This window comes from Roseateles sp. P5_E4, assembly GCF_054049255.1.
This window is the reverse complement of the sequence record NZ_JBFUMS010000002.1, coordinates 548,307-568,877: the sequence shown is the minus strand read 5'-3', so window position 1 is coordinate 568,877 and position 20,571 is coordinate 548,307. Positions and strand designations below refer to the sequence as shown.

The 20,571-nt window shown below is 68.2% G+C and carries 21 protein-coding genes and 1 pseudogene; 14 read left to right on the top strand and 8 right to left on the bottom strand.

The window, feature by feature from the left end:
- Window positions 1–30: 30 nt before the first annotated feature.
- From ACXJLH_RS05320 to ACXJLH_RS05295, 6 genes and pseudogenes are all read left to right on the top strand, one after another.
- Window positions 31–1,482, top strand: coding sequence for a peptide MFS transporter (locus ACXJLH_RS05320; RefSeq protein WP_457442790.1), 1,452 nt, complete (start codon window positions 31–33; stop codon window positions 1,480–1,482).
- A 273-nt stretch (window positions 1,483–1,755) separates the two neighbouring features.
- The gene (locus tag ACXJLH_RS05315; RefSeq protein WP_457442788.1) at window positions 1,756–2,985 is read left to right on the top strand and encodes a cyanophycinase; all 1,230 of its coding nucleotides are present in this window, start codon (window positions 1,756–1,758) and stop codon (window positions 2,983–2,985) included.
- Between the two features lie 99 nt (window positions 2,986–3,084).
- Complete coding sequence (locus ACXJLH_RS05310) at window positions 3,085–4,167, top strand: substrate-binding domain-containing protein (protein WP_457442786.1); 1,083 nt, start codon at window positions 3,085–3,087, stop codon at window positions 4,165–4,167.
- 117 nt (window positions 4,168–4,284) lie between these two features.
- Window positions 4,285–4,830 (top strand): annotated as a pseudogene (locus ACXJLH_RS05305) (DUF1003 domain-containing protein); the annotation flags it as partial.
- A gap of 427 nt (window positions 4,831–5,257) precedes the next feature.
- Complete coding sequence (locus ACXJLH_RS05300; RefSeq protein WP_056202599.1) at window positions 5,258–5,992, top strand: Crp/Fnr family transcriptional regulator; 735 nt, start codon at window positions 5,258–5,260, stop codon at window positions 5,990–5,992.
- 56 nt (window positions 5,993–6,048) lie between these two features.
- Complete coding sequence (locus tag ACXJLH_RS05295) at window positions 6,049–6,813, top strand: Crp/Fnr family transcriptional regulator (RefSeq protein ID WP_457442784.1); 765 nt, start codon at window positions 6,049–6,051, stop codon at window positions 6,811–6,813.
- Between the two features lie 73 nt (window positions 6,814–6,886).
- On the opposite strand, the gene ACXJLH_RS05290 is transcribed toward ACXJLH_RS05295, so the two are convergent.
- Together ACXJLH_RS05290 and ACXJLH_RS05285 are read right to left on the bottom strand one after the other, a co-directional pair.
- Entirely contained in the window at window positions 6,887–7,351 is a 465-nt protein-coding gene (locus ACXJLH_RS05290; RefSeq protein ID WP_457442782.1) for a fasciclin domain-containing protein, read from the bottom strand.
- Window positions 7,352–7,434: 83 nt separating this feature from the next.
- Complete coding sequence (locus ACXJLH_RS05285; RefSeq protein WP_457442780.1) at window positions 7,435–8,271, bottom strand: beta/gamma crystallin-related protein; 837 nt, start codon at window positions 8,269–8,271, stop codon at window positions 7,435–7,437.
- 202 nt (window positions 8,272–8,473) lie between these two features.
- On the opposite strand from ACXJLH_RS05285, the gene ACXJLH_RS05280 reads away from it, so the two are divergent.
- Window positions 8,474–9,337: a DUF6920 family protein gene (locus ACXJLH_RS05280; RefSeq protein ID WP_457442778.1), complete on the top strand. Its 864-nt coding sequence runs from the start codon at window positions 8,474–8,476 to the stop codon at window positions 9,335–9,337.
- Window positions 9,338–9,402: 65 nt separating this feature from the next.
- Here ACXJLH_RS05280 and ACXJLH_RS05275 read toward each other — a convergent pair whose 3' ends face one another.
- Window positions 9,403–9,555, bottom strand: a complete 153-nt coding sequence (locus ACXJLH_RS05275; RefSeq protein WP_457350372.1) for a hypothetical protein — start codon at window positions 9,553–9,555, stop codon at window positions 9,403–9,405.
- Between the two features lie 221 nt (window positions 9,556–9,776).
- On the opposite strand from ACXJLH_RS05275, the gene ACXJLH_RS05270 reads away from it, so the two are divergent.
- Window positions 9,777–10,031, top strand: a complete 255-nt coding sequence (locus ACXJLH_RS05270) for a BON domain-containing protein (protein WP_457442776.1) — start codon at window positions 9,777–9,779, stop codon at window positions 10,029–10,031.
- A 23-nt stretch (window positions 10,032–10,054) separates the two neighbouring features.
- Here the strand turns inward: ACXJLH_RS05270 and ACXJLH_RS05265 are convergent, their stop codons facing one another.
- Both ACXJLH_RS05265 and ACXJLH_RS05260 read right to left on the bottom strand, forming a co-directional pair.
- A complete protein-coding gene (locus ACXJLH_RS05265) occupies window positions 10,055–10,213 on the bottom strand; it encodes a DUF3309 family protein (protein ID WP_082532942.1) in 159 nt (52 codons plus the stop codon).
- A 34-nt stretch (window positions 10,214–10,247) separates the two neighbouring features.
- Window positions 10,248–10,469 carry a hypothetical protein gene (locus tag ACXJLH_RS05260; protein ID WP_457442774.1) on the bottom strand — a complete coding sequence of 74 codons (222 nt, stop codon included), beginning with the start codon at window positions 10,467–10,469 and terminating at the stop codon, window positions 10,248–10,250.
- Window positions 10,470–10,870: 401 nt separating this feature from the next.
- On the opposite strand from ACXJLH_RS05260, the gene ACXJLH_RS05255 reads away from it, so the two are divergent.
- Window positions 10,871–11,242, top strand: coding sequence for a hypothetical protein (locus ACXJLH_RS05255; RefSeq protein ID WP_056202586.1), 372 nt, complete (start codon window positions 10,871–10,873; stop codon window positions 11,240–11,242).
- Between the two features lie 11 nt (window positions 11,243–11,253).
- On the opposite strand, the gene ACXJLH_RS05250 is transcribed toward ACXJLH_RS05255, so the two are convergent.
- The 3 genes from ACXJLH_RS05250 to ACXJLH_RS05240 form a co-directional block, all read right to left on the bottom strand.
- The gene (locus tag ACXJLH_RS05250; protein ID WP_056202584.1) at window positions 11,254–11,595 is read right to left on the bottom strand and encodes a hypothetical protein; all 342 of its coding nucleotides are present in this window, start codon (window positions 11,593–11,595) and stop codon (window positions 11,254–11,256) included.
- 255 nt (window positions 11,596–11,850) lie between these two features.
- Window positions 11,851–15,870, bottom strand: coding sequence for an LAGLIDADG family homing endonuclease (locus tag ACXJLH_RS05245; protein ID WP_056202581.1), 4,020 nt, complete (start codon window positions 15,868–15,870; stop codon window positions 11,851–11,853).
- Window positions 15,871–15,937: 67 nt separating this feature from the next.
- Window positions 15,938–16,507, bottom strand: a complete 570-nt coding sequence (locus ACXJLH_RS05240; protein ID WP_457442772.1) for a DUF1134 domain-containing protein — start codon at window positions 16,505–16,507, stop codon at window positions 15,938–15,940.
- Between the two features lie 101 nt (window positions 16,508–16,608).
- On the opposite strand from ACXJLH_RS05240, the gene ACXJLH_RS05235 reads away from it, so the two are divergent.
- Genes ACXJLH_RS05235 through ACXJLH_RS05215 form a run of 5 tightly spaced genes read left to right on the top strand, consistent with a single transcriptional unit; the run spans window position 16,609 to window position 20,447 of the window.
- On the top strand, window positions 16,609–17,046 hold the full coding sequence (locus tag ACXJLH_RS05235; protein ID WP_056202576.1) for a hypothetical protein: 438 nt from the start codon (window positions 16,609–16,611) through the stop codon (window positions 17,044–17,046).
- Window positions 17,047–17,079: 33 nt separating this feature from the next.
- Window positions 17,080–17,478 (top strand): PilZ domain-containing protein, encoded by a 399-nt coding sequence (locus tag ACXJLH_RS05230; RefSeq protein WP_327082894.1) that lies wholly within the window; start codon window positions 17,080–17,082, stop codon window positions 17,476–17,478.
- 55 nt (window positions 17,479–17,533) lie between these two features.
- Complete coding sequence (locus ACXJLH_RS05225) at window positions 17,534–18,631, top strand: sensor histidine kinase (protein WP_457442770.1); 1,098 nt, start codon at window positions 17,534–17,536, stop codon at window positions 18,629–18,631.
- A complete protein-coding gene (locus ACXJLH_RS05220; RefSeq protein ID WP_457325244.1) occupies window positions 18,628–19,680 on the top strand; it encodes a sensor histidine kinase in 1,053 nt (350 codons plus the stop codon). Before ACXJLH_RS05225 ends, ACXJLH_RS05220 begins: the two co-directional genes overlap by 4 nt.
- Window positions 19,677–20,447, top strand: coding sequence for a LytR/AlgR family response regulator transcription factor (locus ACXJLH_RS05215; protein WP_056202566.1), 771 nt, complete (start codon window positions 19,677–19,679; stop codon window positions 20,445–20,447). Before ACXJLH_RS05220 ends, ACXJLH_RS05215 begins: the two co-directional genes overlap by 4 nt.
- Window positions 20,448–20,571 lie beyond the last annotated feature (124 nt).

Sequence of the window (20,571 nt, the reverse complement as noted above, 5' to 3'; positions counted from 1 at the left end):
CTCGCTTCGCGCCAGGACAATCCGCGCCCCATGAGCCGACTCCAACAACTCCAGGCACGCATTCCCGAAGGGTCTGCCGTGCTCTTCCTGATCCAGGTCTTCGCAACACTGGGCTTCGCAGTCCTGCAGTTCACGCTGACGCTGTACACCACGCGCCACCACGGCTTCACCAGCGAGCAGGCCGCATTGATCACCGGCGTGTTCGGCGCCTTCAACTATGGGTTGCACCTGTTCGGTGGCTACCTGGGCGGCCGTTTCCTGAGCAACCGCAACCTGTTCGTGGGCGGCATGCTGCTGCAGGTGCTGGGCTGCGGCACCGTCGCCGGCGGCAGCCTGGAAGGCCTGTACTGGGGCATGGCCCTGTTCCTGACCGGCAGCGGCCTGAACGTGACCTGCGTGAACATGATGCTGACGCAGCGCTTCACACCCGAGGACAACCGCCGCGAGGCCGCCTTCCTGTGGAACTACGCCGGCATGAACGTCGGCTTCTTCATCGGCTTCACCGTGTCGGGCGTGTTCCAGCTCAGTGAGGACTACCCGTCGCTGTTCTGGTTCGCGACGCTGGGCAATGCCGCGGCCATCGTGGTGGCGCTGATCTTCTGGCGCACCCTGGCCGACCGCAACACGTCGCTCGCCCAGCGCCGTGGTGTGGCCTTCTGGGGGCGCTTCGCCATTGGCAGCGCCATCCTGGTGGGCCTGGTGCCGCTGCTGGTCTGGCTGCTGAAGCAGCCGGGCGACACCGCCATCGGCATGAAGGCTTTCTGCGCTCTGGTTGCCATCGCCCTTGTCGTCATCACGGTTCGTCATCCGGTGCAGGCTGAGAAGCAGCGCATGAAGGCCTATCTGGTGCTGACCCTGGGCTCGCTGGTGTTCTGGTCGCTCTACCAGATGGCCCCGAACGGCCTGCAGCTCTATGCGGTGGGCAATGTGCTGATGAACGTCTGGGGCGTGGCCGTGGCGCCGCAGTGGGTGCAGAACATCAACACCGTCACCATCGTCATCGGCGGGCCGCTGCTGGCCGCCCTCTTCACTCGCTGGCGCGCCCGCGGCTGGCCGGTGGACATCCCGATGCAGTTCGCCGCGGCCATCGTGCTGATGGGCCTGGGCTTTCTCGTGCTGCCTGTGGGCATCCACTTTGCCGACGCCTCGGGCCGTGCTGACTTCTCCTGGCTCTTCCTCAGCTATGTGCTGCAGTCGGTCGGCGAGCTGCTGATCTCGCCCATCGGCTACGCCATGATCGGTCGCCTGGCGCCCAGGCAATACCAGGGCGTCATGATGGGCAGCTGGATGCTGGTGACCGGCCTGGCGTCACTGTTCGCGGGCGACTTCTCGGGCGTGGTGTCCCAGCCGGTGGATGGCTCACCGCTGACGACGAATGCCGCCTACGCGACGCTGTTCACGCAGCTCGCCGTCGGCAGCCTGGTCACGGGCGCCGCGCTGTTCGCGCTGCGGCCGTGGCTGCGGCGCCTGATTGGCGCCTGAGCCGCGGCGGCGCACCAGCTTGCAGCGGCCTGTCCAGGGCCTGGCTGCCGTTGCCAAACAGTTGACGCTGCGCATTGCATCAGCGCGGCAACGGCATGACGTCCCGTCGTCGCGCCGCTAGGCCGCCACTCAAGGGCGAAGGTCGCGTAGACATGAGCGGCCGCCCAGGCCTGCCGGACGCGCTTCGGGTGCGGCAACCTGCCTTGATGGCATGATTTTCCGCCGGGGCCTGACCCGCTGGTTCAGTCGCCCCGACGCTGACAAGATGGGCGCATGAGATTCCTCGCTGCCCTGCTCCTGTCCGCTGCGCTCGCGCTGAGCGCCACGGCCCATGCCGGCACCGCCATCGTCATCGGTGGCGCCCTGAAGAACGACAACGAGGCCGTCTGGCAGCGCATCGTCGATGAGTCCGGCGGCGCCGGCGCCCGCATCGCCGTGTTCGCCACGGCGGCGGCCAACCCGGAGCGCAGCGCCGGCCTCATCGTCGCTGCGCTGAACCGCCACGGCGCCAATGCCGAGGCCATTCCCGTTGCGCCGCGCCAGAAGGACATCGACCTGCAGGCCAACCTCAACGACCCGGCACTGATCGCCAAGGTCGCGGCCTCGAAGGCCGTGTTCTTCTCCGGCGGCGCGCAGGAGCACATCGTCGACACACTGCAGCCCGGCGGGGAGCCGACGGCCATGCTGCTGGCCATTCGCCAGGTGTTCGACGGCGGCGGTGTCGTGGCCGGCACGAGCGCCGGCGCGGCCATCATGAGCCGCATGATGTTCCGCGACGCACCGGACAACATGCAGGTCCTCAAGGGCCAGTGGCGCGACAGGCGGGAGTTCGACCGCGGCCTGGGCTTCATCGGACCGGACCTGTTCGTCGACCAGCACTTCCTCAAGCGCGGCCGCATCGGCCGCATGCTGCCGGCCATGCGGGCACTCGGCTATACGCTGGGCCTGGGTGTGGAGGAAAACACGGCGGCCGTCGTCAAGGGCAGCGAGGTCGAGATCGTCGGCGCGCGCGGTGCACTGCTGGTGGACCTGTCCGAGGCCAGCGCCGACACCAAGTTGCCAGCCTTCAACCTGCGTGGCGCGCTGATCAGCTACCTGGACCGCGGCGACCGCCACGACCTCAAGACCGGCGTCACGATACCCGCCGCACACAAGCTGCGCGAGCCCAAGATCGACCCGGCGGCGAGCGACTACAAGCCCTATCTGCAGAACGACAACTACTTCCTCGACATCCTGGCCGACAACACCATCGTCACGGCGATGGCCCAGTTGCTGGACGGCCGCGCGCCCGAGGTGCGCGGCCTCGCCTACCGCGCGAAACCCCGCCCCGGCGACCTCTCCCCCGAGCTCGGCTTCGAGTTCCGCCTCTACAAGGGGCCCGGGCTCGTCGGCTGGTTCAGCGGCGCCCTCGGCGGCGAGGACTACACGGTGCTGAAGGCCCGCCTGGACGTCATCCCGGTGCGCATGGCAGCGCCGCTGTTCACGCCGCTGGTCGCGAATTGACGGGCGAGCAAGCACTGGCTCGCCGTCGGGCGATGTGATTTACCCGAGGTCCGATGCTCAAGCGCGCATATCGGGCCATGGCAAGTTAGGCTCGCGCCCATGGCTGCCCCTTCTCCCGAACCGCGTTCGGCGCCCCGCCTGCCGCCGCAGTGGCTGCGCCGACCGGTGCTGATCCTGCTCGCTGCCTGCGCGGCCATGGCATCGGCAGCGCCGGCCGAGCCGCCGCCATCCGAGGCCCCGAGGCGGGTCGTCTTCCTGGCCCAGGACTTCCGCAACGGCGGCATCACCGCCGTCTACCGTGGCTTCGAGCAGGCCTGCCAGGAACTCGGCTGGACCTTGAGCATCGTCAACGGCAAGGGCGACAAGGCGACGATCAGGCGTCAGTTCGACGAAGCCTTGCGTGCCGGCCCTGACGGCATCGTGCTTGGCGGCTTTGACGAAGCCGATATCGCCGACCGTCTGGCCCCGACTTCGCGGCCTCTTCCCGTGCTGGTGGGCTGGCACGCGGCCCCGCGCCATGGGTCGACGCCTCATCTGTTCGCCAACGTCAGCACCGACCCCGCGGTCGTGGCCGACATGGCCGCGGCCTTGGTCGCCCAGCCCGGCGGTGCCCGGGCGGGCGTCGTCATCTTCAACGACAGCCGCTTCGACATCGCCAACGTCAAGACCCTGCGCATGCGCGAGGCCTTGTTGCGTTGCGCCTCATGCGAACTGCTCGCCGTGGAAGACCTGCCGATTTCGAACGCCTCCAAGGACATGCCGGCCGCGCTGGAACGGCTGCATCGGCAGTTCGGCACGCGCTGGACCCATGTGCTGGCGATCAACGACGTCTACATGGACTCCATGCACTTTCCGCTGCTCGCCCTGGGCCGCCGCGACGTCGTTGGCATCGCGGCCGGCGACGGCTCACGCACGGCACTGAGCCGCATCCGCTCGGGCCGCTCACAGCAGCTCGCGACCATCGCCGAGCCCACTGGCCAGCAGGGCTGGCAACTGGCCGATGAGCTCAAGCGCGCCTTCGCCAGGCAGCCCCCCAGCGGCCGCGTCGCCCGCCCGATCGCCATCACGACGGAGTTGCTGCGGCAACTCGGGCAATTGGAGGTCGATGACCTGCTGCCTTACCGGGCCGAGTACCGCCAGCAATGGTCGATCAGCCCACCGAGTGCGGCGAAAGCGCCGTAAGCGCCCTGGGATTCGGCCGCCAGCGGCCCGGCCAGGCGCCGTCTTGTGTGCGCCAGCAGACGGTGCGCCGGCCAGGCCGCGGGCAGACTCGCCGTCACCCCCGCTTCCTCGTCCCCCATGTCGCTCCCGCCAGACGATGCCCACGACGCGCAGGCCACCGCCCTGCTGGGCCGGCCGTTTGCGGAACTCGACGTGCGCGCGCAGCGCGTGGCTCGGCATATCGGCCTGCGCCAACCCATCACGCAGCATCCGGAAGCCGCGGCAACCACGCCGCCGACCCGGGGCCAGCGCGCCGCCGATGCGGTCACCGCGTTTGGCGGCTCCTGGCTGTTCGTCAGCCTGTTCGCGGCCGTGATGCTGGTGTGGGTGGGCATGAACGTCGTGTTGCTGGCCGCACGAGGCCAGACCTTCGATCCCTATCCCTTCATCCTGCTCAACCTTTTCCTGTCCATGCTGGCGGCGGTGCAGGCGCCCATCATCCTGATGTCGCAGAACCGCCAGTCCGAGAAGGACCGCGTCACGGCGGGGCATGACTACGAGGTCAACCTCAAGGCCGAACTCGAAATCATGCTGCTGCACGACAAGCTGGATCAGCTGCGCCAGCAGCAATGGAGCGAACTGCTGGCACTGCAGGCCGAACAGATGCGCCTGCTGGCCGCGCTGGCGGCCGGCCTGCCGGCCATGTGCGACACCGCACAGACGCCGGCGGCCATGCCCTTGCAGCATGGCGGCGCCGTCGGCCCCGCGAACGAGCCTGGGAACCGTGCCTGGTTTGCCCAGCCGTAGCACGGCGGCCGGCGGCGCCTCTGTGCGCTAGCGCACGGTCCTGCCCAACAGGCACCGTCAGGATCGACGTCTTAGCGGGAGTCAGCCCATGTACGTCGTCCAGCCACGCCCAACAGCGTGGAACCTCCGTTGCTTGCCTGCACCCTGGTGAGCACCTTCACCGGCCCTCGGCTACCGCTGGCGCTGACGCAATAAGGGCGACGCCCCCGCATGCCAAAAATGTTTATGTGCGATGCCGTACACACGGCAGGCCAGGCGCTGGATAGAGTTGTTGCTTCTAAGTCGCGCCAGCGCGGGAGGATTGATGTCTGCACCGCTTGACGCCCTGGCCCCTCGCAGCAACCGCCTGCTGGCCGCCCTGCCGGGCGAGGAATGGGACCGCTGGGCCGACCAGCTGGAGTTCGTGCCACTGAAACTGGGCCAGGTCATCTACGAGTCCGGCCGGCCACAGAGCCACGTGTATTTCCCCACCACGGCCATCGTGTCGCTGCTCTATGTGCTGGAGGACGGCGCCTCGGCCGAAATCGCCGTGGTGGGCTACGAAGGCGTGGTCGGCGTATCGCTCTTCATGGGCGGCGAGACCACCCCGAGCCGTGCAGTGGTGCAAAGCGCCGGCGGCGCCTTCCGGCTGCGCGCGGCGGCCATCAAGGTGGAGTTCAACCGCTACGGCGTGGGCATGCACCTGCTGCTGCGCTACACGCAGGCGCTGCTGACGCAGATGGCGCAGACGGCGGTCTGCAACCGCCACCATCTGCTGGAGCAGCAGCTGTGCCGCTGGCTGCTGCTCAGCCTGGACCGCATCGCCGGCGAGCAGCTGGTGATGACGCAGGAGCTGATCGCCAACATGCTGGGCGTGCGCCGTGAAGGCGTCACCGAGGCGGCGCTGAACCTGCAAAAGCTCGGCCTGATCGACTACGCGCGGGGCCACATCACCGTGCTGGACCGCGCGGGGCTGGAACAGCGCAGCTGCGAGTGCTATGGCGTCGTCAAGCAGGAGTACGACCGGCTGCTGAACTGGCCGGCAATTCCCTTGCCCTGACCCGCAGCGTGTGCTGGCGCACAGCGGCAATCAACAAGTGATGTGCAGACTGGTGCATGACTGCCAACCAGTTGCTCGATCACCTGCCCGCCGCCGAGTTGCGGCGCCTGCTGGCGCAGAGCATTCAGGTGCCCTTGCGCAGCGGGCAGAAGCTCGGCACCCAGGACCAGCCTGCCCGCGTGCTGCTGTTCCCGCTGCAGGGTTTCCTTTCGCTGGTCACGCCCATGGACGCTCACCCGCCGCTGCAGGTGGGCATGGTGGGCTGCGAGGGCGTGGTGGGCGCGCAATTGCTGTTGGGCGTGGCTGCCAGCCCGGTGAGCGTGATGGTGCAGGAGGACGGCCAGGCCTGGAGCCTGCCCGCCGCGGCGCTGCGCAGCCAGTTGCCCGACAGCCCGGGGCTGCGCCGGCTGCTGATGCGCTATCTGCTGGTGCAGCTGAGGCTTTCAGCGACGGCCGCGGCCTGCCTGCACTTCCATGCCCTGCAGGCGCGGCTGGCACGCTGGCTGCTGATGGGGCAGGACCGAGCGCAGGGCGACGGTTTCGCGGTCACGCAGGAAGGCATGGCCCACCTGCTGGGCGTGCGGCGCGTCGGCGTCACGGTCGCGGCGGGCGCGCTGCAGGAGGCCGGCCTGATCCGCTACCACCGGGGCTGGGTCACAGTCAGCGACCGCGCCGGCCTGGAGGGGGCGGCCTGCGGCTGTTATGCGCAGGACCGGGCGAGCTACCGCGCCGGCATGAAATTCCCCCCTGGAAACGGCGCTCCGCACGCTGACGAACATGCGCCGGTGGCCGCGTTATCTGCAAGCCAAGTGGTCCCATGACGCCGTGGAGTTCCCTGATGAGGCCACGCATCCCGCAACTGCGCCGGCGGCACTGCGGCGAAGCCGGGGCGGGTCAGCTTGCAGCCGGCATCAGCACGGTGTCGATCACATGGATGACGCCGTTGGTGGCTTCGATGTCGCGCTCGACGACGCGGGCCTTGTTCACGCGCAGGCCGACCGGGGTCATGTCGATGGCCAGGTCTTCGCCTTGCAGCGATTTCAGCGTGGCGGGCTGGCCGCCCGCCGCAGCGGCCTTCACATGGCCCGCCACCACGTGCAGCAGCAGGATGGCCGTCAGCCTGGCCTTGCTCTCGGGCTTGAGCAGGTCGACCAGCTCGTTGCTGGCGAGCTTGTCGAAGGCCTTGTCGTTGGGTGCGAAGAAGGTGTAGGGGCCCGAGCCGTCAAGCACGTCGGCCAGGCCGGCGGCCTTGACGGCCGCCATCAGGTGCTTGAAGTGGCCGGTCCTGTGGAGCGTGGCCAGCAGGTTGTCCTGCAGGGCGGCCTTGCTCGGGTTGTGGGTGACGACGGCAGCAATCATGAGCGCTTTCTGGTGAAGGGATGCATGCAAATGCTGCCCCTCAGGATTGCCGGCGTCCGTGCGCTGGAGCACCCGCCCGCGGATCAGGCGCGCGGTTCGCCGTTGGCATTGACCGTCACGGTGGCGCCGGGCGGCGTGGCAACCTGCATGTGGTGCTGCTGGCCGCGGAAGTTGTAGGTCACGTCCCAGTAGGCGGGGTTCTGCGCAGCCGGCCGGTCATCGCAGCGCTGCACGTCGCGGGTCACCACCGATTCGCCACTGTTGTTGCGGCCGATGTTGTTGCCCACCACGCCACCGGCCACCGCACCGCCGGCCGTGGCCAGCACGCGCCCCGTGCCGCCGCCGACCTGGTGGCCGAGGATGCCGCCGATGACCGCGCCGATGACGGTGCCGGGCACGTTGACGTCGCTGCGGCGGTCGTCGCTGACCTGCTCACGCTCCGTCCAGCAGCGCCGCTGGCCGGACTCGCCGTAGATCGCCCGCACATCGCTCACGGTCGCCTGGTACAGGCGCTCGCGGTCGCGGCGGCGGTAGTCGGCCGGCACGCTCGGGTAGGGCGCATAGCTCAACTCGTCATCGCGGGCATTGCGCTGCACGGCGCGCACCGACGAGATCTGCTCGTCCAGCCCCATGGCTTCGAGCGACGGGTACTGGCCGGGTCGCAGCACGCGGCAACGGCCCGAATAGCGCTGGTCCACGCAGACCTCCCAGCGCTGGCTGCGCACCACCACCGACGAGGCCCTGTCGTTGAAGTTGTTGCTCCTGAAATTGCTGACGCTGCCGTTGCTGGTCATGGAGCGGCCCTGGAAGTTGGCCTGCTCATAAAAGGTGATCTGCGCCAGCGCGGGCGTGCTGGCCGAAAGGGCCAGCAGCAGGCCAAGGGCGTTGCGGCGCAGGGAGTGTGTTTGGGGGGTATGCATGGCGTTCTCCGGTGTCGGGGCGAGGCCCGTGAGGAAAGTCTGTGCCGTGTCGGGCAACCCGTCTGTACGGTGGCGGACCCAGCCGGCGCTGAAGCACTGACGCACTGACGCGCGAGCGCTCCAGTGTTCGGCAGCGCACAGACCGTTGGCCCAGGCTCGGCGAGCCTTGCGCCCCGTCACCCGACAAACCGGCAAACACCGCATGGACTGGCTGCTCGCCGCTTTTGTCCTTCTCGCCGCCCTGGCCCTCGCGATCACGCTGCTTCTGGGAGCGCGTCGCCAGCGCCGCTGGCGCTCACAGTCCAGGGCGCTGATCGCCAAGCTCAATGCCGAGCCGGGCCCAGCGGGCGTCACCCATTTCGACCCCGCGGAACTCATCCATTTGCCGGCACCGGTGCAGCGCTATCTGCGCATCGCGCTGACCGCCGGCCAGCCACTGGTGCGCGGCGTGAGGTTGACGCAGAGCGGCTTCCTCAACCTGTCGGCTGCCGGCGACCGTTGGCAGCCCTTCACGGCCGAGCAGCAGGTCGCCACCCGCGGGCCGGGCTTTCTTTGGAATGCCCGCGTCGGGCTGTTCTCCGGCCTGAGCGTGCGCGTGCAGGACAGCTATCTGGCCGGCGCGAGCCTGCTGCATGCGGCCCTGCTTGGCGTGCTCGACATGGCTCGCCAGCAGGGCGGGGGCGAGCTGGCGCGCGGGGAGCTGATGCGTTTCCTGGCCGAGGCGCCCTGGTACCCCACGGCCCTGCTGCCCAGCCAGGGCGTGAGCTGGGCGGCGGTGGACGCGCGCCAAGCCGATGCCACGTTGGCCGACGGCGCCGTCTCGGTGACGCTGCGCTTCAAGTTCGGCGATGCCGGCCTGGTGGACACGGTGCGCGCCGAGGCGCGCGGGCGCAAGGTGGGCCGGATGACTGAAATGGCCCCCTGGGAAGGGCGCTGGAAGGAGTGGACGACCCGCGACGGCATGCGCGTGCCTCTGGCCGGCGAGGTGGCCTGGCTGCTGCTCAGCGGGCGCCAGACCTATTGGCGCGGACGCCTGGGCAAGCTGCGCTACCGCTTCAGCGCTTGATGGGGGGCACGGCCGTCGGTGCGGTGTGCGAACACGAGCCGAAGGATCGGCTTGGAGGGTGGCATTCAACGCGACCCCTTCTGGCCCTTGCGGCCGGCGTGCTTGTGGCGCTCGGGCATGTGGGCCGACGGCTTGGGCAGCTCGGGCTTGATATCCAGCACGGGCGGGTGGCCGGCGGGTTCCGCGGGCTTGTTCCTGGCCTTCATCGACTGCTTCATGGGGTGCTCCGGCATTGAGGTCCAGGCGACGAAGGATTTCTGGCCAGGACTGCCCAGACCTTAGGGCGGCCGCGCGCGCTTGACTGTGCGGCAGCGCACCCGTGGCATGCCGCGCTGTGTGCGCCGCCGCACAGACCCGTCGTAGCGCACGCGTACAAGCTCCTCCTGCCCTTGCTGCACAGGCCCCCATGAAAGCAGAGCCACAGCGCCGTCCGCCCGCGATGCCCGCACCCAGCGATGCCGATCTCGCCTACATGGCGCAGGCGGCATTGACGTGGAACCCGTCTCTGCCCCCGGGCGGGATCCGGGCCAGCGTTGAAGCCGGCTGGCTGACCTTGTCGGGTGAAGTGCGCTGGCACTGCCAGCGCCAGGACGCGGTCAACTGCGTGCGCCATCTGCCCGGTCTTGCCGGCGTCAACAACTGCATCACGGTGCAACCGTCAGTGCCGCAAACGCCCTTCAGGGGCACGACCTGAAGCGTGGAAGGCATGAGGCGCGCCTACAGCCGGCCCATCAGCCAGAGCACGATGAGGATCAACAGCAGCAAGCCGATGCCGCCCGAGGGCATATAGCCCCAACTGCGGCTGTGCGGCCAGGTCGGAAAGGCGCCGACCAGCAGCAGGATCAGCACGATCAAAAGAATGGTTGAGATGCTCATGACGTTCTCCTTGAGCGAAGGCGCTCGGCCTGATTCATGCCGACGCCGCCGAAGCGGCGGGTGTCACGACGACAACGGCGGCGGCGCCTGCTTTGCCGGCCTCGCCCGTGGCGCCGGTGGCCCCGGGCGGCCCCGGTTCGCCCGCAGGGCCGGGGGCGACGATGACCGTGGGCGGTGGTTCATTGCGCTGGCAACCGTCCAGCAGCAGCGCCAGCATGGGCAAGCACAGGGCCAGCGCTGTTGAGCGTGAAGACATGAAGATTCCTTTGCGACAGACCACACCGGGAGGTGCTCCAGCGCAAGGTAGCCACGCGATGCGGTCGTGTCGGTGCGGTAGCGCACCAGGGGTGCACCGGCAGTTCGGACTACCCCGTTGCCGGCCCGCCGGTATGTAAGCGGCTCAACGTCCTACAGCCACGCGCTGGCGCTGAGGACATTGTTGAGGGGCGCTCAAGGTTGAGCAGTGCAGGTCTCAGGCATGAGAACCCCCTTCCGACTGAACGTGCCGAATTGGTTCGACAACCTCGGCTCCGAGTTGCTCCGGTCGCACGCGGCGCCGAGGCCGCTGTGGCGTCGCGCCATTGAACAGCGCCGTAGAACGCGCCGACTGGCGCCGGCGGCCACCACTCGCACGCAACCACCACTGCCGGCACGCCCATGAGCGGCTTCTGGATCTCCACGCCCTTCTCCCAGGAGCCGCGCATCGTGCTGGTCCGCTGGCGGGCCTGGGAGGTGCAGGTGCCCAGCTACGACGCCCCCACCTGGCATCTCGTCGGCTACATCGAGGACGAGCACTGCGCCAAGGTCTCGTCGGCCGTGGCCTTTGTGCACATCGACACCGAGGAGGTGACCACCAAGACGGGCCGCACCTATGCGCTCAACGGGCCGCCCAGCATCGATGCCGACGCGGCCCATCTCTGGGACAGCTGGCGCAAACAGCATGGCGCCGTGGTGCTGCGGGAGGTCACGACGGATGTGCTGGATGGGCGGCAGCCGGTGGCGGTGAACTTGATCCAGCCGCCGGGATAGTCTCCTTCCGTTTACCGGCGTGCCTTGAGGCCTGCCCAGGCCCCATAAATGGCCGCGGGGATGGTGACGAGGGTCGCCAGCGCCGTGAACCAAGCCGACTGCGCCGCGTCGGAGAGCAGCAAGCCGGTGGCAATGCTCAGTACACCGAACGCAGCTGCGTGCCAGTACGGCACGGTTGGAGCCAGGCGGGCGCAGATTGCGCCACCCATGGCAGTCGTCAACGTCCCGAGCACAAAGACAACTGCCAAGTACTCGGGTTGGGCGGGAAGCGCAGCGACATCAGCCGACGTCGAAACACTGCCTGGCCAAAGAGCAAGGACGGCAAAGCCCGAGACCATGTCCAAGGCGAGCATGCTGATGAGCCCGACTGCAAGGGCTCGTAAATTGAGGCGAGGTAACTCCATTGATTCCCTGTTGGCAAACCGAAGCGCCCGGCGCGGGCGCCTGAAGCCGCTATTCCTTGACGATTCGTCGGGCTGGCCAAGTCGGCGAGACCATCTCCGCGGCCACGCGGCTTTGCGGCCGCCCGGCGCTTCGAGCCAGCGACTGCCTTCGCCGGCAACCTCATGGCCCGCGGGTACTTTCACAAATTGGTGCAGCGCACACTCTCACCCGCACTGCCCCACATAGCCACACGCCGTACAAAAATCGCAGCCGTCCTTGTGGATCATGGTCGCGTTGCCGCATTCCGGACAGGGCTTGCCGGCCTGGACCTGCAGCGTGCCGGCCGCCGCGGCGAGCTTCGGAGCGGGCGTCTGCAGCAGGCCCATGTCGCTCAGTGGCTGGCCGGCTTCGTCGAGGATGCCGAGCATCGCGTAGCGATGGATGACGAGGCGGGCCACATAGGCCACCGTCGAAGGCCAGACCTGCTGGCGGCGCTCACCGTTCAGTGACGGCACCGGCGCCATGAAGTGGCCCAGCGGCTCGCCGACATTGAGCAGCTTGCGCAGCTTCATCGCGATCCAGCCAGGGTCCATGACACGCATGTCCAGCGACAGCAGTCGCGCCAGGCCATCGAGCGCCTTGGGGTAGTTGCCCGAGAAGCCCATTGCGCAAGGCCGCATGACGCTGCCGCCTTCGGGCGTGGGCAGCACCACTTCCTTCAGCGTCAGCGTGAACTGCTCATTGGTGGCCGGGTTGTCCACGTCCACCGCCCACGCCAGCGTGCCAGACACGCCGGTGCGCGGCTCGTTGCGGCTGAACATGGCGTCCACCACGGGCGTGGCGCCGCCTTCGGCCAACGCGCCGAGTTGCTCGCAGCGCCAGCGGATGACGGCCGCCGTTGCGGCGACGACGCCGGGGAAGAGGCGCTTCTCGCCGCTGGGCGGCATGGGCATCTCGAAGGCGCGCTCCTCGGCGACTGTCGCGAGCGCATCGAGCTTGAGGCGCAGCCAGGCCGCATCGTTGGTGCGCAGATCCATGGACAGGGTCTTGGCCAGGGCCGACAGGCCGCGCGGCTGCTCGGCGCCGTTGACCCAGACTTCGAAAGGCAGGTTGCGGCCGAACAGGCCGGCGTCGGGCCCCTCCAGCGGCAGCTCGCCGATGAAGAGGGCGAAGTCGCCGTGCGGGTGCTGGATCAGATAGCTCCAGGCCGGGTTGCCGCCAGGCATGTCGGGGCGGCTGGGCCAGCGCAGCGAGGCCACCACCGCATTGGGCAGGCGCTCCACGCGCAAGCGCTGGTTGGCGCCGCCGACGTCGGCTCGCAATGGCTCCGGTTGCTTGACCTCGGGCGTGACCGACAGCACCGAACCCAGCACGCTGTTGGGCCGATAGGTGGCCAGGCCCTTGAGCTTGGTTTGCCAGGCCTGGATGTAGAGGTTCTGGAAGTCCTCGTACGGATAGTCGGCCGGCACATTGACCGTCTTGCTGATCGACGTGTCGATGTACGGGGCGACGGCCGCGACCATGGAGGCATGGTCGGCCGCGCTCAGTTCGAGTGCGGTGACGAAGGCGTCGCTCAGCGGCGCGTCGGCGCCGAACAGGTGGCGGTACAGCCGCCAGGCATGGTCCTCGACCGCGTATTCCTTGAAGCCACCGCCCTCGGTCTGCGGCAGGCGCTTCTTGCGCGTGTAGGTCCACGAGAAGGCCGGCTCGATGCCATTGCTCGCGTTGTCGGCAAAGGCCAGGCTGATGGTGCCGGTGGGCGCGATGGACAAGAGGTGGGAGTTGCGCAGACCTTGCGAACGGATCTTGTCCTTCAACCCCTGCGGCAGGCGCGACGCAAAGCTGCCGCCGGAGAGATACAAGTCGGCATTGAACAGCGGGAAGCTGCCTCGCTCGGCGGCGATGTCACTCGAAGCCGAATAGGACGCGTCGCGCATGAGCTCGCTGATATGGCTGGCCATGTCACGCGCCTCTTGCGTGTCGTAGCGCAGGTTCAGCATGACGAGGGCATCGCCCAGGCCCGTGAAGCCCAGGCCGACACGGCGCTTGTTGGACGCCTCCTGCGCCTGTGCGGGCAGCGGCCACGGCGTCACGTCGAGCACGTTGTCCAACATGCGCGTGGCCACGGCCACGACCTCGGCAAAACCGGCTTCATCAAACGCGGGCTTGGCGCTGAAGGGGTCGCGCACAAAGCGCGTCAGGTCGATGGAGCCGAGGCAGCAGCAGCCGTAGGGCGGAAGTGGCTGTTCGGCGCATTGCCCGGTCACCAGGCCATTGAAGATGACCGTGTTGCCGTCGGCTTGCGTCGTGTCGTAGACGGGCTCGATGCCGGCAGCCTCGATGGATGTGATCTTCGCGGCGAAGCGCTGGGTCTTCAGCAGCGCCTTGCCTTCAACCCAGGCCTCGTACTTCTCTCGCTTGGTTGGTAGCAGGAAGCCGACTTCGCGCATGAAGACTTCGCGCGACTCGCCATCGACGATCAGCTCATGCAGCGTCTGGCAGAGATAGTCGCGTCGGCCACCGTGGCCATCCGGCAGGCTGCGCGCGCCGCCTTGGCGCCGCTCGTGAATGCGCGAGAACACGCCGAAGTTGGCGAGCAGCACCTGCACGTCCTGCAGCAGGCGCCGATGAATGGACGACAGCCGCACCGAGCAGCTCTGGCTGAACGAAGACACATTGACCGTGCCGTCGGTCTGGAACAGCGCGCGCAGATAACCGCGCATGCAGTCCTCGCTGCCCTGCCAGACGACCTCGGGCACGGCCAGCTTGGTCTTCGCGTTGAAGCCATAGCCGTCCAGCACGCGGGCCAGCATGATGGAGCGAATCATCACCAGATTGCGTTCGGCAATGGCGACCGGCTTGACGTGGTACTCACGCGGTGCCTGAGCGATGCCAGCAATCAAGGTGTTGACGAAGCCGGCGATGCCGTCGGCAAGCTGGCGCTCTTCGTTCCACAGGTTGACGACTGCGGCCTGCTCGCCCTTGCCGCGGTTGGTGAAATGGCCGTCGCCGGTGATCAAGCCGAGCAAGGTGCCAAGTGCCTCGCTACCCTGGGCACCGAACTGGCCCTTGCCGGACTGCACCCACAGCTCGTCGCCCGGCTTCAACTCGGACAGCTTGAGCTTGCCGCGTGCTGTGTAGAACTCGTGCCAGGCCGTTGCCTTGATCTCATAGCCTTCGGCCGTCGTGACCTTGAAGACCTCGGCCTGGCCGGCGCTCAGGAAGGCGGGTACGGCGGGGCGAACCACGGTGCCGCGTTCTTCGGCGCCAAGGGCGCGCCGGTCCACCGTGCAATCCAACGCCGCGCCATTGGCTTGCAGCCAGGCGATGGGCACAAGGCCGTGCTGGGTCGCCAGCCGCGTATCGCCCGTCACGCACGGGTTGGTCGCCGCAATCGTCTCGCAGTAATGCAGGTTGTTGTCAGCGTTGATGCGGTCCAGGAAGAGCACGCCCGGCTCGGCGTGGTCGTAGGTGGAGCGCATGACCTGGTCCCACAGCTCGCGGGCGCGCACCTTGCGGTAGACCCATTGCCCGTCGCCGCGCTGGTAGGCGCCGGCCTCGATCTGCTCGGCGCTGGGCTGGGCCTTGTGCGCCAGCTCCACCGTGCCGTCGGCCTGCACGGCCTCCATGAAGGCGTCGGTCACGCCGATGGAGATGTTGAAGTTGCGCAGGTCGCCCTGGTCCTTGGCGTGGATGAAGGCCTCGATGTCGGGGTGGTCGCAGCGCAGCACACCCATCTGCGCGCCGCGGCGGCTGCCGGCGCTCTCCACCGTCTCGCAGGATCGATCAAACACGCGCATGTAGCTGATAGGGCCGGAGGCGTGGCTGCGCGTGGAGCCGACCCAGGCACCCATCGGGCGGATGCGGCTGAAGTCGTAGCCGACGCCGCCACCGCGGCGCATGGTCTCGGCAGCTTCGGTCAACGCGGTATAGATGCCGGGCACGCCATCCTCGGGCGTGGCGATGGAGTCGCCCACCGGCTGCACGAAGCAGTTGATCAGCGTGGCCGACAGCTCGGTGCCGGCGGCGGACATGATGCGGCCGGCCGGCACGAAGCCACGCTTTTGCGCGTCGAGGAAGGCCGCCGTCCAGTGGGCGCGGTCGGCCGGCTTCTCGGCCTGGGCGAGGGCGCGGGCGACGCGCTCACGCAATTCGTCGGGCGTCTGCTCGCCGCCCTTGGCGTATTTCTCGATCAGAACTTCGCTGGAAATGTCCTGCACGGACAGGTCGTTGGTGGTGCTCACGTTGGCCCCGGAAAATGCTGTACAAAAATACAGTCTACGCCTGCCGGCGCGGACGCGGAATGGCCGCTCAGAACGGGTTGATGCTCTTCTCGCGGCGGTAGTGGATGTAGCCGACGCTGGCCCCGGCGCGCAGGCCCACGCCCAGGCGGATGGGCGCCAGCGTGATGCCATTCAGGCGCTGGTAATTGATGCCGGCGCCGCCGATGTAGTAAAGGCTGCCGTCCACACCGGGAAAGCGCTGGTAGATCGCGCTGGCCTTGGGCAGCTTGTAGACCAGCGTGAAGACCTTGGACGCATTGGCGCCCAGGTCGAAACCGATGGACGGGCCGGCCCAGTAGACCCTGGACGCGCCGCCGCCCTTCATCAGCAACTCGCCATCGCCATAGCGCAGGCCCACGGTGATGGCGGCGGCGGCTTCCTCGCCCTTGATGTAGGCATTGGGCCGCCCCTGCTCCTTGAAGGCTTTCTCGACGACCTTGGCCAGGCCCTCCGTCGTCTGGCCGAAGAAATCGGTGGCAGCCTTGAGGACGGACTCCTCGTCATAGGTGCCGTCCTTGTCATCCGCGGCAAAAGCAGGCACAGCCGCAGCAGATGCCAGGGCGGCGAGGTGTTGCAGATGCTGGCGACGATCGATCACGGCAGCTCTCCTTGAGGCCCTCATTGGAGGGGCCAGCATAAACAAAACAGCGTGAAGTTTGGCCGCCCGTTGCCCCTTCACACAACCTAGACTCGACGATCATGTCGTCCAACCCCGACCTCCAGCGGCTGTCCGCCGCCCTCGAATACGCCGACCTCGCCGCCGGCCTCTATCTGGCGGGCGGGGCCGACCAGGCCGCCCGGCTGCTGGCCGCCGCGGCCGAGCAGCAGCTCGGTGATCTGGTCAGGCTCATTGATGCCCCCAGCGCAACGGTCGACACCCGCGAGCTGCTGGCCCGCATCGCGCGGGCGCACCGGCCCGCCGTGGTCGCGCCACGCCAGGCCCAGCAGGAGCGCGGCTGGGATGACTCCCCGGTCGAAATCGACGGCACCCGCGACGAAATCGTCGCCCTGCTGCGCGCCGCCTGGTTCATGCTGGAAGCCATGGGCCTGGCCTCGCTGGCGCCGGAGCGGCTGCAGCAGGCGGTGGAGCACAGCACCGTCTTCAGCAGCAGTGCCGCGCTGGAACCTTTCATCTAGGATCGGCCGAACCCATTCGCCCGGGCTCGCCCGATCAGGGAGACCATCATCAGCACCGAACGCCGCCAATTCACCCGCGTCGCCTTCGCCTCGGGCGCCGAGCTGATCACGACCCAGGAACACCTGCGCTGCCAGGTGCTGGATATTTCCCTCAAGGGCGTGCTGCTGCAACTGCCGGCCGGTCACCCGCCGCAGGTCGGCATGCCCTGCCTCGTCAAGCTCCCCCTCGGCGCCGGCGCCCCGGGAGACATCGTCATCTCGATGGCGGGCGAGCTGGCCCATGTCGAGGGCAGCCATGCCGGCGTGCTGTGCCGCAGCATCGACATCGAGTCCATCACCCATCTGCGCCGCCTCATCGAAGTGAACCTCGGCGATCCATCGGCATCGGAGCGGGAACTCAAGGCGCTGATTGCCGCGGCCGGCAGCCCCTGAGGGCAGTTCGTCGCATCCCACACCGGGCGGCGATGGCCCACCGAGAATCGCCCGAATGGAGGACCTCAGCCCGCTGCAAGCCTTTCGCCGCGTCTGCAATCTGCGCATGCTGGCGGGCGTCTACTACTTCTGCCTGTTCTACGCCATTTCGCGCGCGCTGACCTGGTTCGGCGAAGGAGACGGTGGCCTGGACGACGCCCTCTTCGACCTGATCCGTTTCAGCCGCCAATGCCTGCTGACCGGCATCTCCCTGCTGCTGATGGTGGCCCTGGCCGAAGCACTGCTGGCCGGCCGGCACTGGAAGCTGCCTGCCGCGCTGACGGTGCAGGCCGGCGCCGTCGGTTTCGGCGCTGCCCTCGGCACCTGGCTGCGCTATGCAGTCTCGTCGATGGGCGACCCCGGCAACAAGGTCAAGCCCGCCTGGGTGATGTCCACCGTCTTGCTGTGGGCCCTGCTCGGCGGTATCGCCTATGCGCTGCTGCTCGTCAGCCGCGCCCAGCGCCAGGGCCGCGACGAGCTGACCCGGCTGTTCCGCGAGCGCGAGGCGCTCAAGACGCAGCAGACCGAGGCCCAGCTGTCGGCGCTGAATGCCCAGATCGAGCCCCACTTCCTGTTCAACACGTTGGCCAACGTCAAGCGCCTGTACGAGACCCAGCCCGAGCGCGGCCGCAACATGCTGGTGGCCCTGATCGCCTACCTGCGCGCTGCCCTGCCCGGCATGCGCCGGCATGAGTCCACGCTGGCCGAAGAGCTGGAGCTGGTGCGCCATTACCTCGCCATCCTGCAGATGCGCATGGGCGAGCGCCTGTCCTTTGACATCAGCGCACCAGCCGAATTGCTGACGGCCCGCCTGCCGACGCTGGTGCTGCCGACGCTGGTGGAGAACGCCATCAAGCACGGCCTGTCGCCGCTGCCCGAAGGCGGGCGCATCGAGATCCGCGCTGCACACGCGGCCGATGGCGGCCTGACCGTCGAGGTGGCCGACAACGGCCAGGGCTTCGGCACGGCCAGCGGCGGCGCCGGCGTCGGCCTGGCCAACACGCGCGCACGGCTTGCCGCGCGTTTTGGCGACATGGCCACGCTGGCTCTGGAAGCCGTCCAGCCGCGCGGCGTCGTGGCCCGCGTTCATCTGCCGGCAGAAGCTCTGGTATGAATGCATTGCGTCATGTGCTGCAGTCCTGGCGCTCCCTGAGCCTGAACGAGGCCCTGGTCTTCGTCAGCGCGGCCCTGCTGTTCGGCGCCATCGACCTGACCTCGCTGCTGGAACTGCGTGTCGGCGACCAACTGCCCCAGGTGCTGGCCCGCCAGCTCAGCCTGCCCCTGGTCAGCTGCGCCGTGCTGCTGCTGTGCTGGCTGCCGGCCGCGCGCAGCAGCCCCATCCACCCGGCGCGCCGCCAGCGCCTCGTGGCAGCCACCTTGCTGGGCTCCGTGCTGGCCATGGCCGTCATCTACCCGCTGGCAGCCGCCCTGCCCTGGCCGTCGCTGTGCGACATCTATGCCCAGACCCACGGCAAGATGAAGTGCACGATGTTCCGCGTCAACGCCGTCATCGGCGACACGCTGTGGGTCTTCATGCCGGCACTGATGATCGTCGGCGTGCTGGAGTTCCGCACGCTGCGCCGGCGCCAGGACCAGGCCGCGCAGGACCTGCTGCGTGAGCACAGCCAGCTGCGCCGCCACGCGCTGGCCTCGCGCCTGGCCGCCCTGCAGGCCCAGGTCGACCCGGCCTTGCTGTTCGACGCCCTCGTCTCCGTCGAGCAGGCCTATGGCCGCGAGGACCCGACCGCCAGCGCGCGGCTGGAGCGGTTGATCCGCCATCTGCGCGTGGCCCTGCCGCGGCTTCGCGATGCCGGCGCCACGCTGGGCAGCGAGGCCGAGTTGATCGCCAGCTACCTTGACCTTCTGCGCGATCTCAACGGCGACCCGCCCGCCTTCGACTGCGAACTCGGCCCGCGCGGCGCGACCCAGCTGCCACCGATGCTGCTGCTGCCCCTGGTCCAGCGTGCGGTGCGGCTGGGTCACCCAAGCCGCTGCTGGCTCAGCGTCAATGGCAGCATCACGCTGGGCTTCGACCAGGAGGGCCTGTGCAGCGATGACGCCGACCTCGCGTCGCTGCGCGAGCGCCTGGCGGTGCTTGGCGCGAAACTTGTCTGCACGAGTGGCAATGGCCGCACCGAATTCACCTTAGAACTTTCTGCATGAGCCTGTTTGCCCCCACCGCCGTCGTTGCTGAGGACGAAGCCGCGCTGCGTGGCGAACTCGTCGAGCAGCTCGGCAAGCTCTGGCCCGAACTCAGCATCGTCGGCGAAGCGGCCGATGGGCTGGAAGCACTGCGCCTGCTGGACCGTCACCAGCCCGACATCCTCTTCCTCGACATCGAGATGCCCGGCGCCACCGGCATCGACGTGGCCCGCCAGGTCAATGGCCGTGCCCATGTCGTCTTCGTGACGGCCTATGACCAGTACGCCATCGCCGCCTTCGACCAGGGCGCGGTGGACTACCTGCTCAAGCCGCTGGCCGGCGCGCGCCTGTTCACGGCCATCTCGCGGTTGAAGGCGCGGCTGGGCCAGGCACCGGCCCAGCTCGGTGGCGTGCTCGACGAGCTTGTCGCTCGCCCCGCCGCCACACCGTCTGCCGCGCGCGCGCCGCTTCGCTGGATCAACGCCTCGGTGGGCCAGACGCTGCGCCTCATCACGGTCGACGAGGTCATGTTCTTCCAGAGCGACAACAAGTACACGCGGCTGGGGCTGAAGGACGGCGAGGCCTTGATCCGCAAGCCGCTGAAGGAGCTCATCGACGAGCTCGACCCGCAGCAGTTCTGGCAGATCCACCGCTCGACGCTGGTCAATGTGAACTCGATTGCCACGGTCAGCCGGGACTTTCGGGGAAGGATGCAGATCAAGTTGAAGCATGGAGCGGAGATGCTGTTGGTGGCGGAGAGCTGTGCGCATCTGTTTCGGCAGATGTGAGGGTGGGTTGGGTTGCTTTTGCGGAGAGCGCGTCTGCTCGATGCATTGCCGGGAGTCCGTCCCGGCGGCCGGGTAACTTTCTTCTGCGGGGCTGTATAGACCGGGGACATAGGTAACGGGTGTG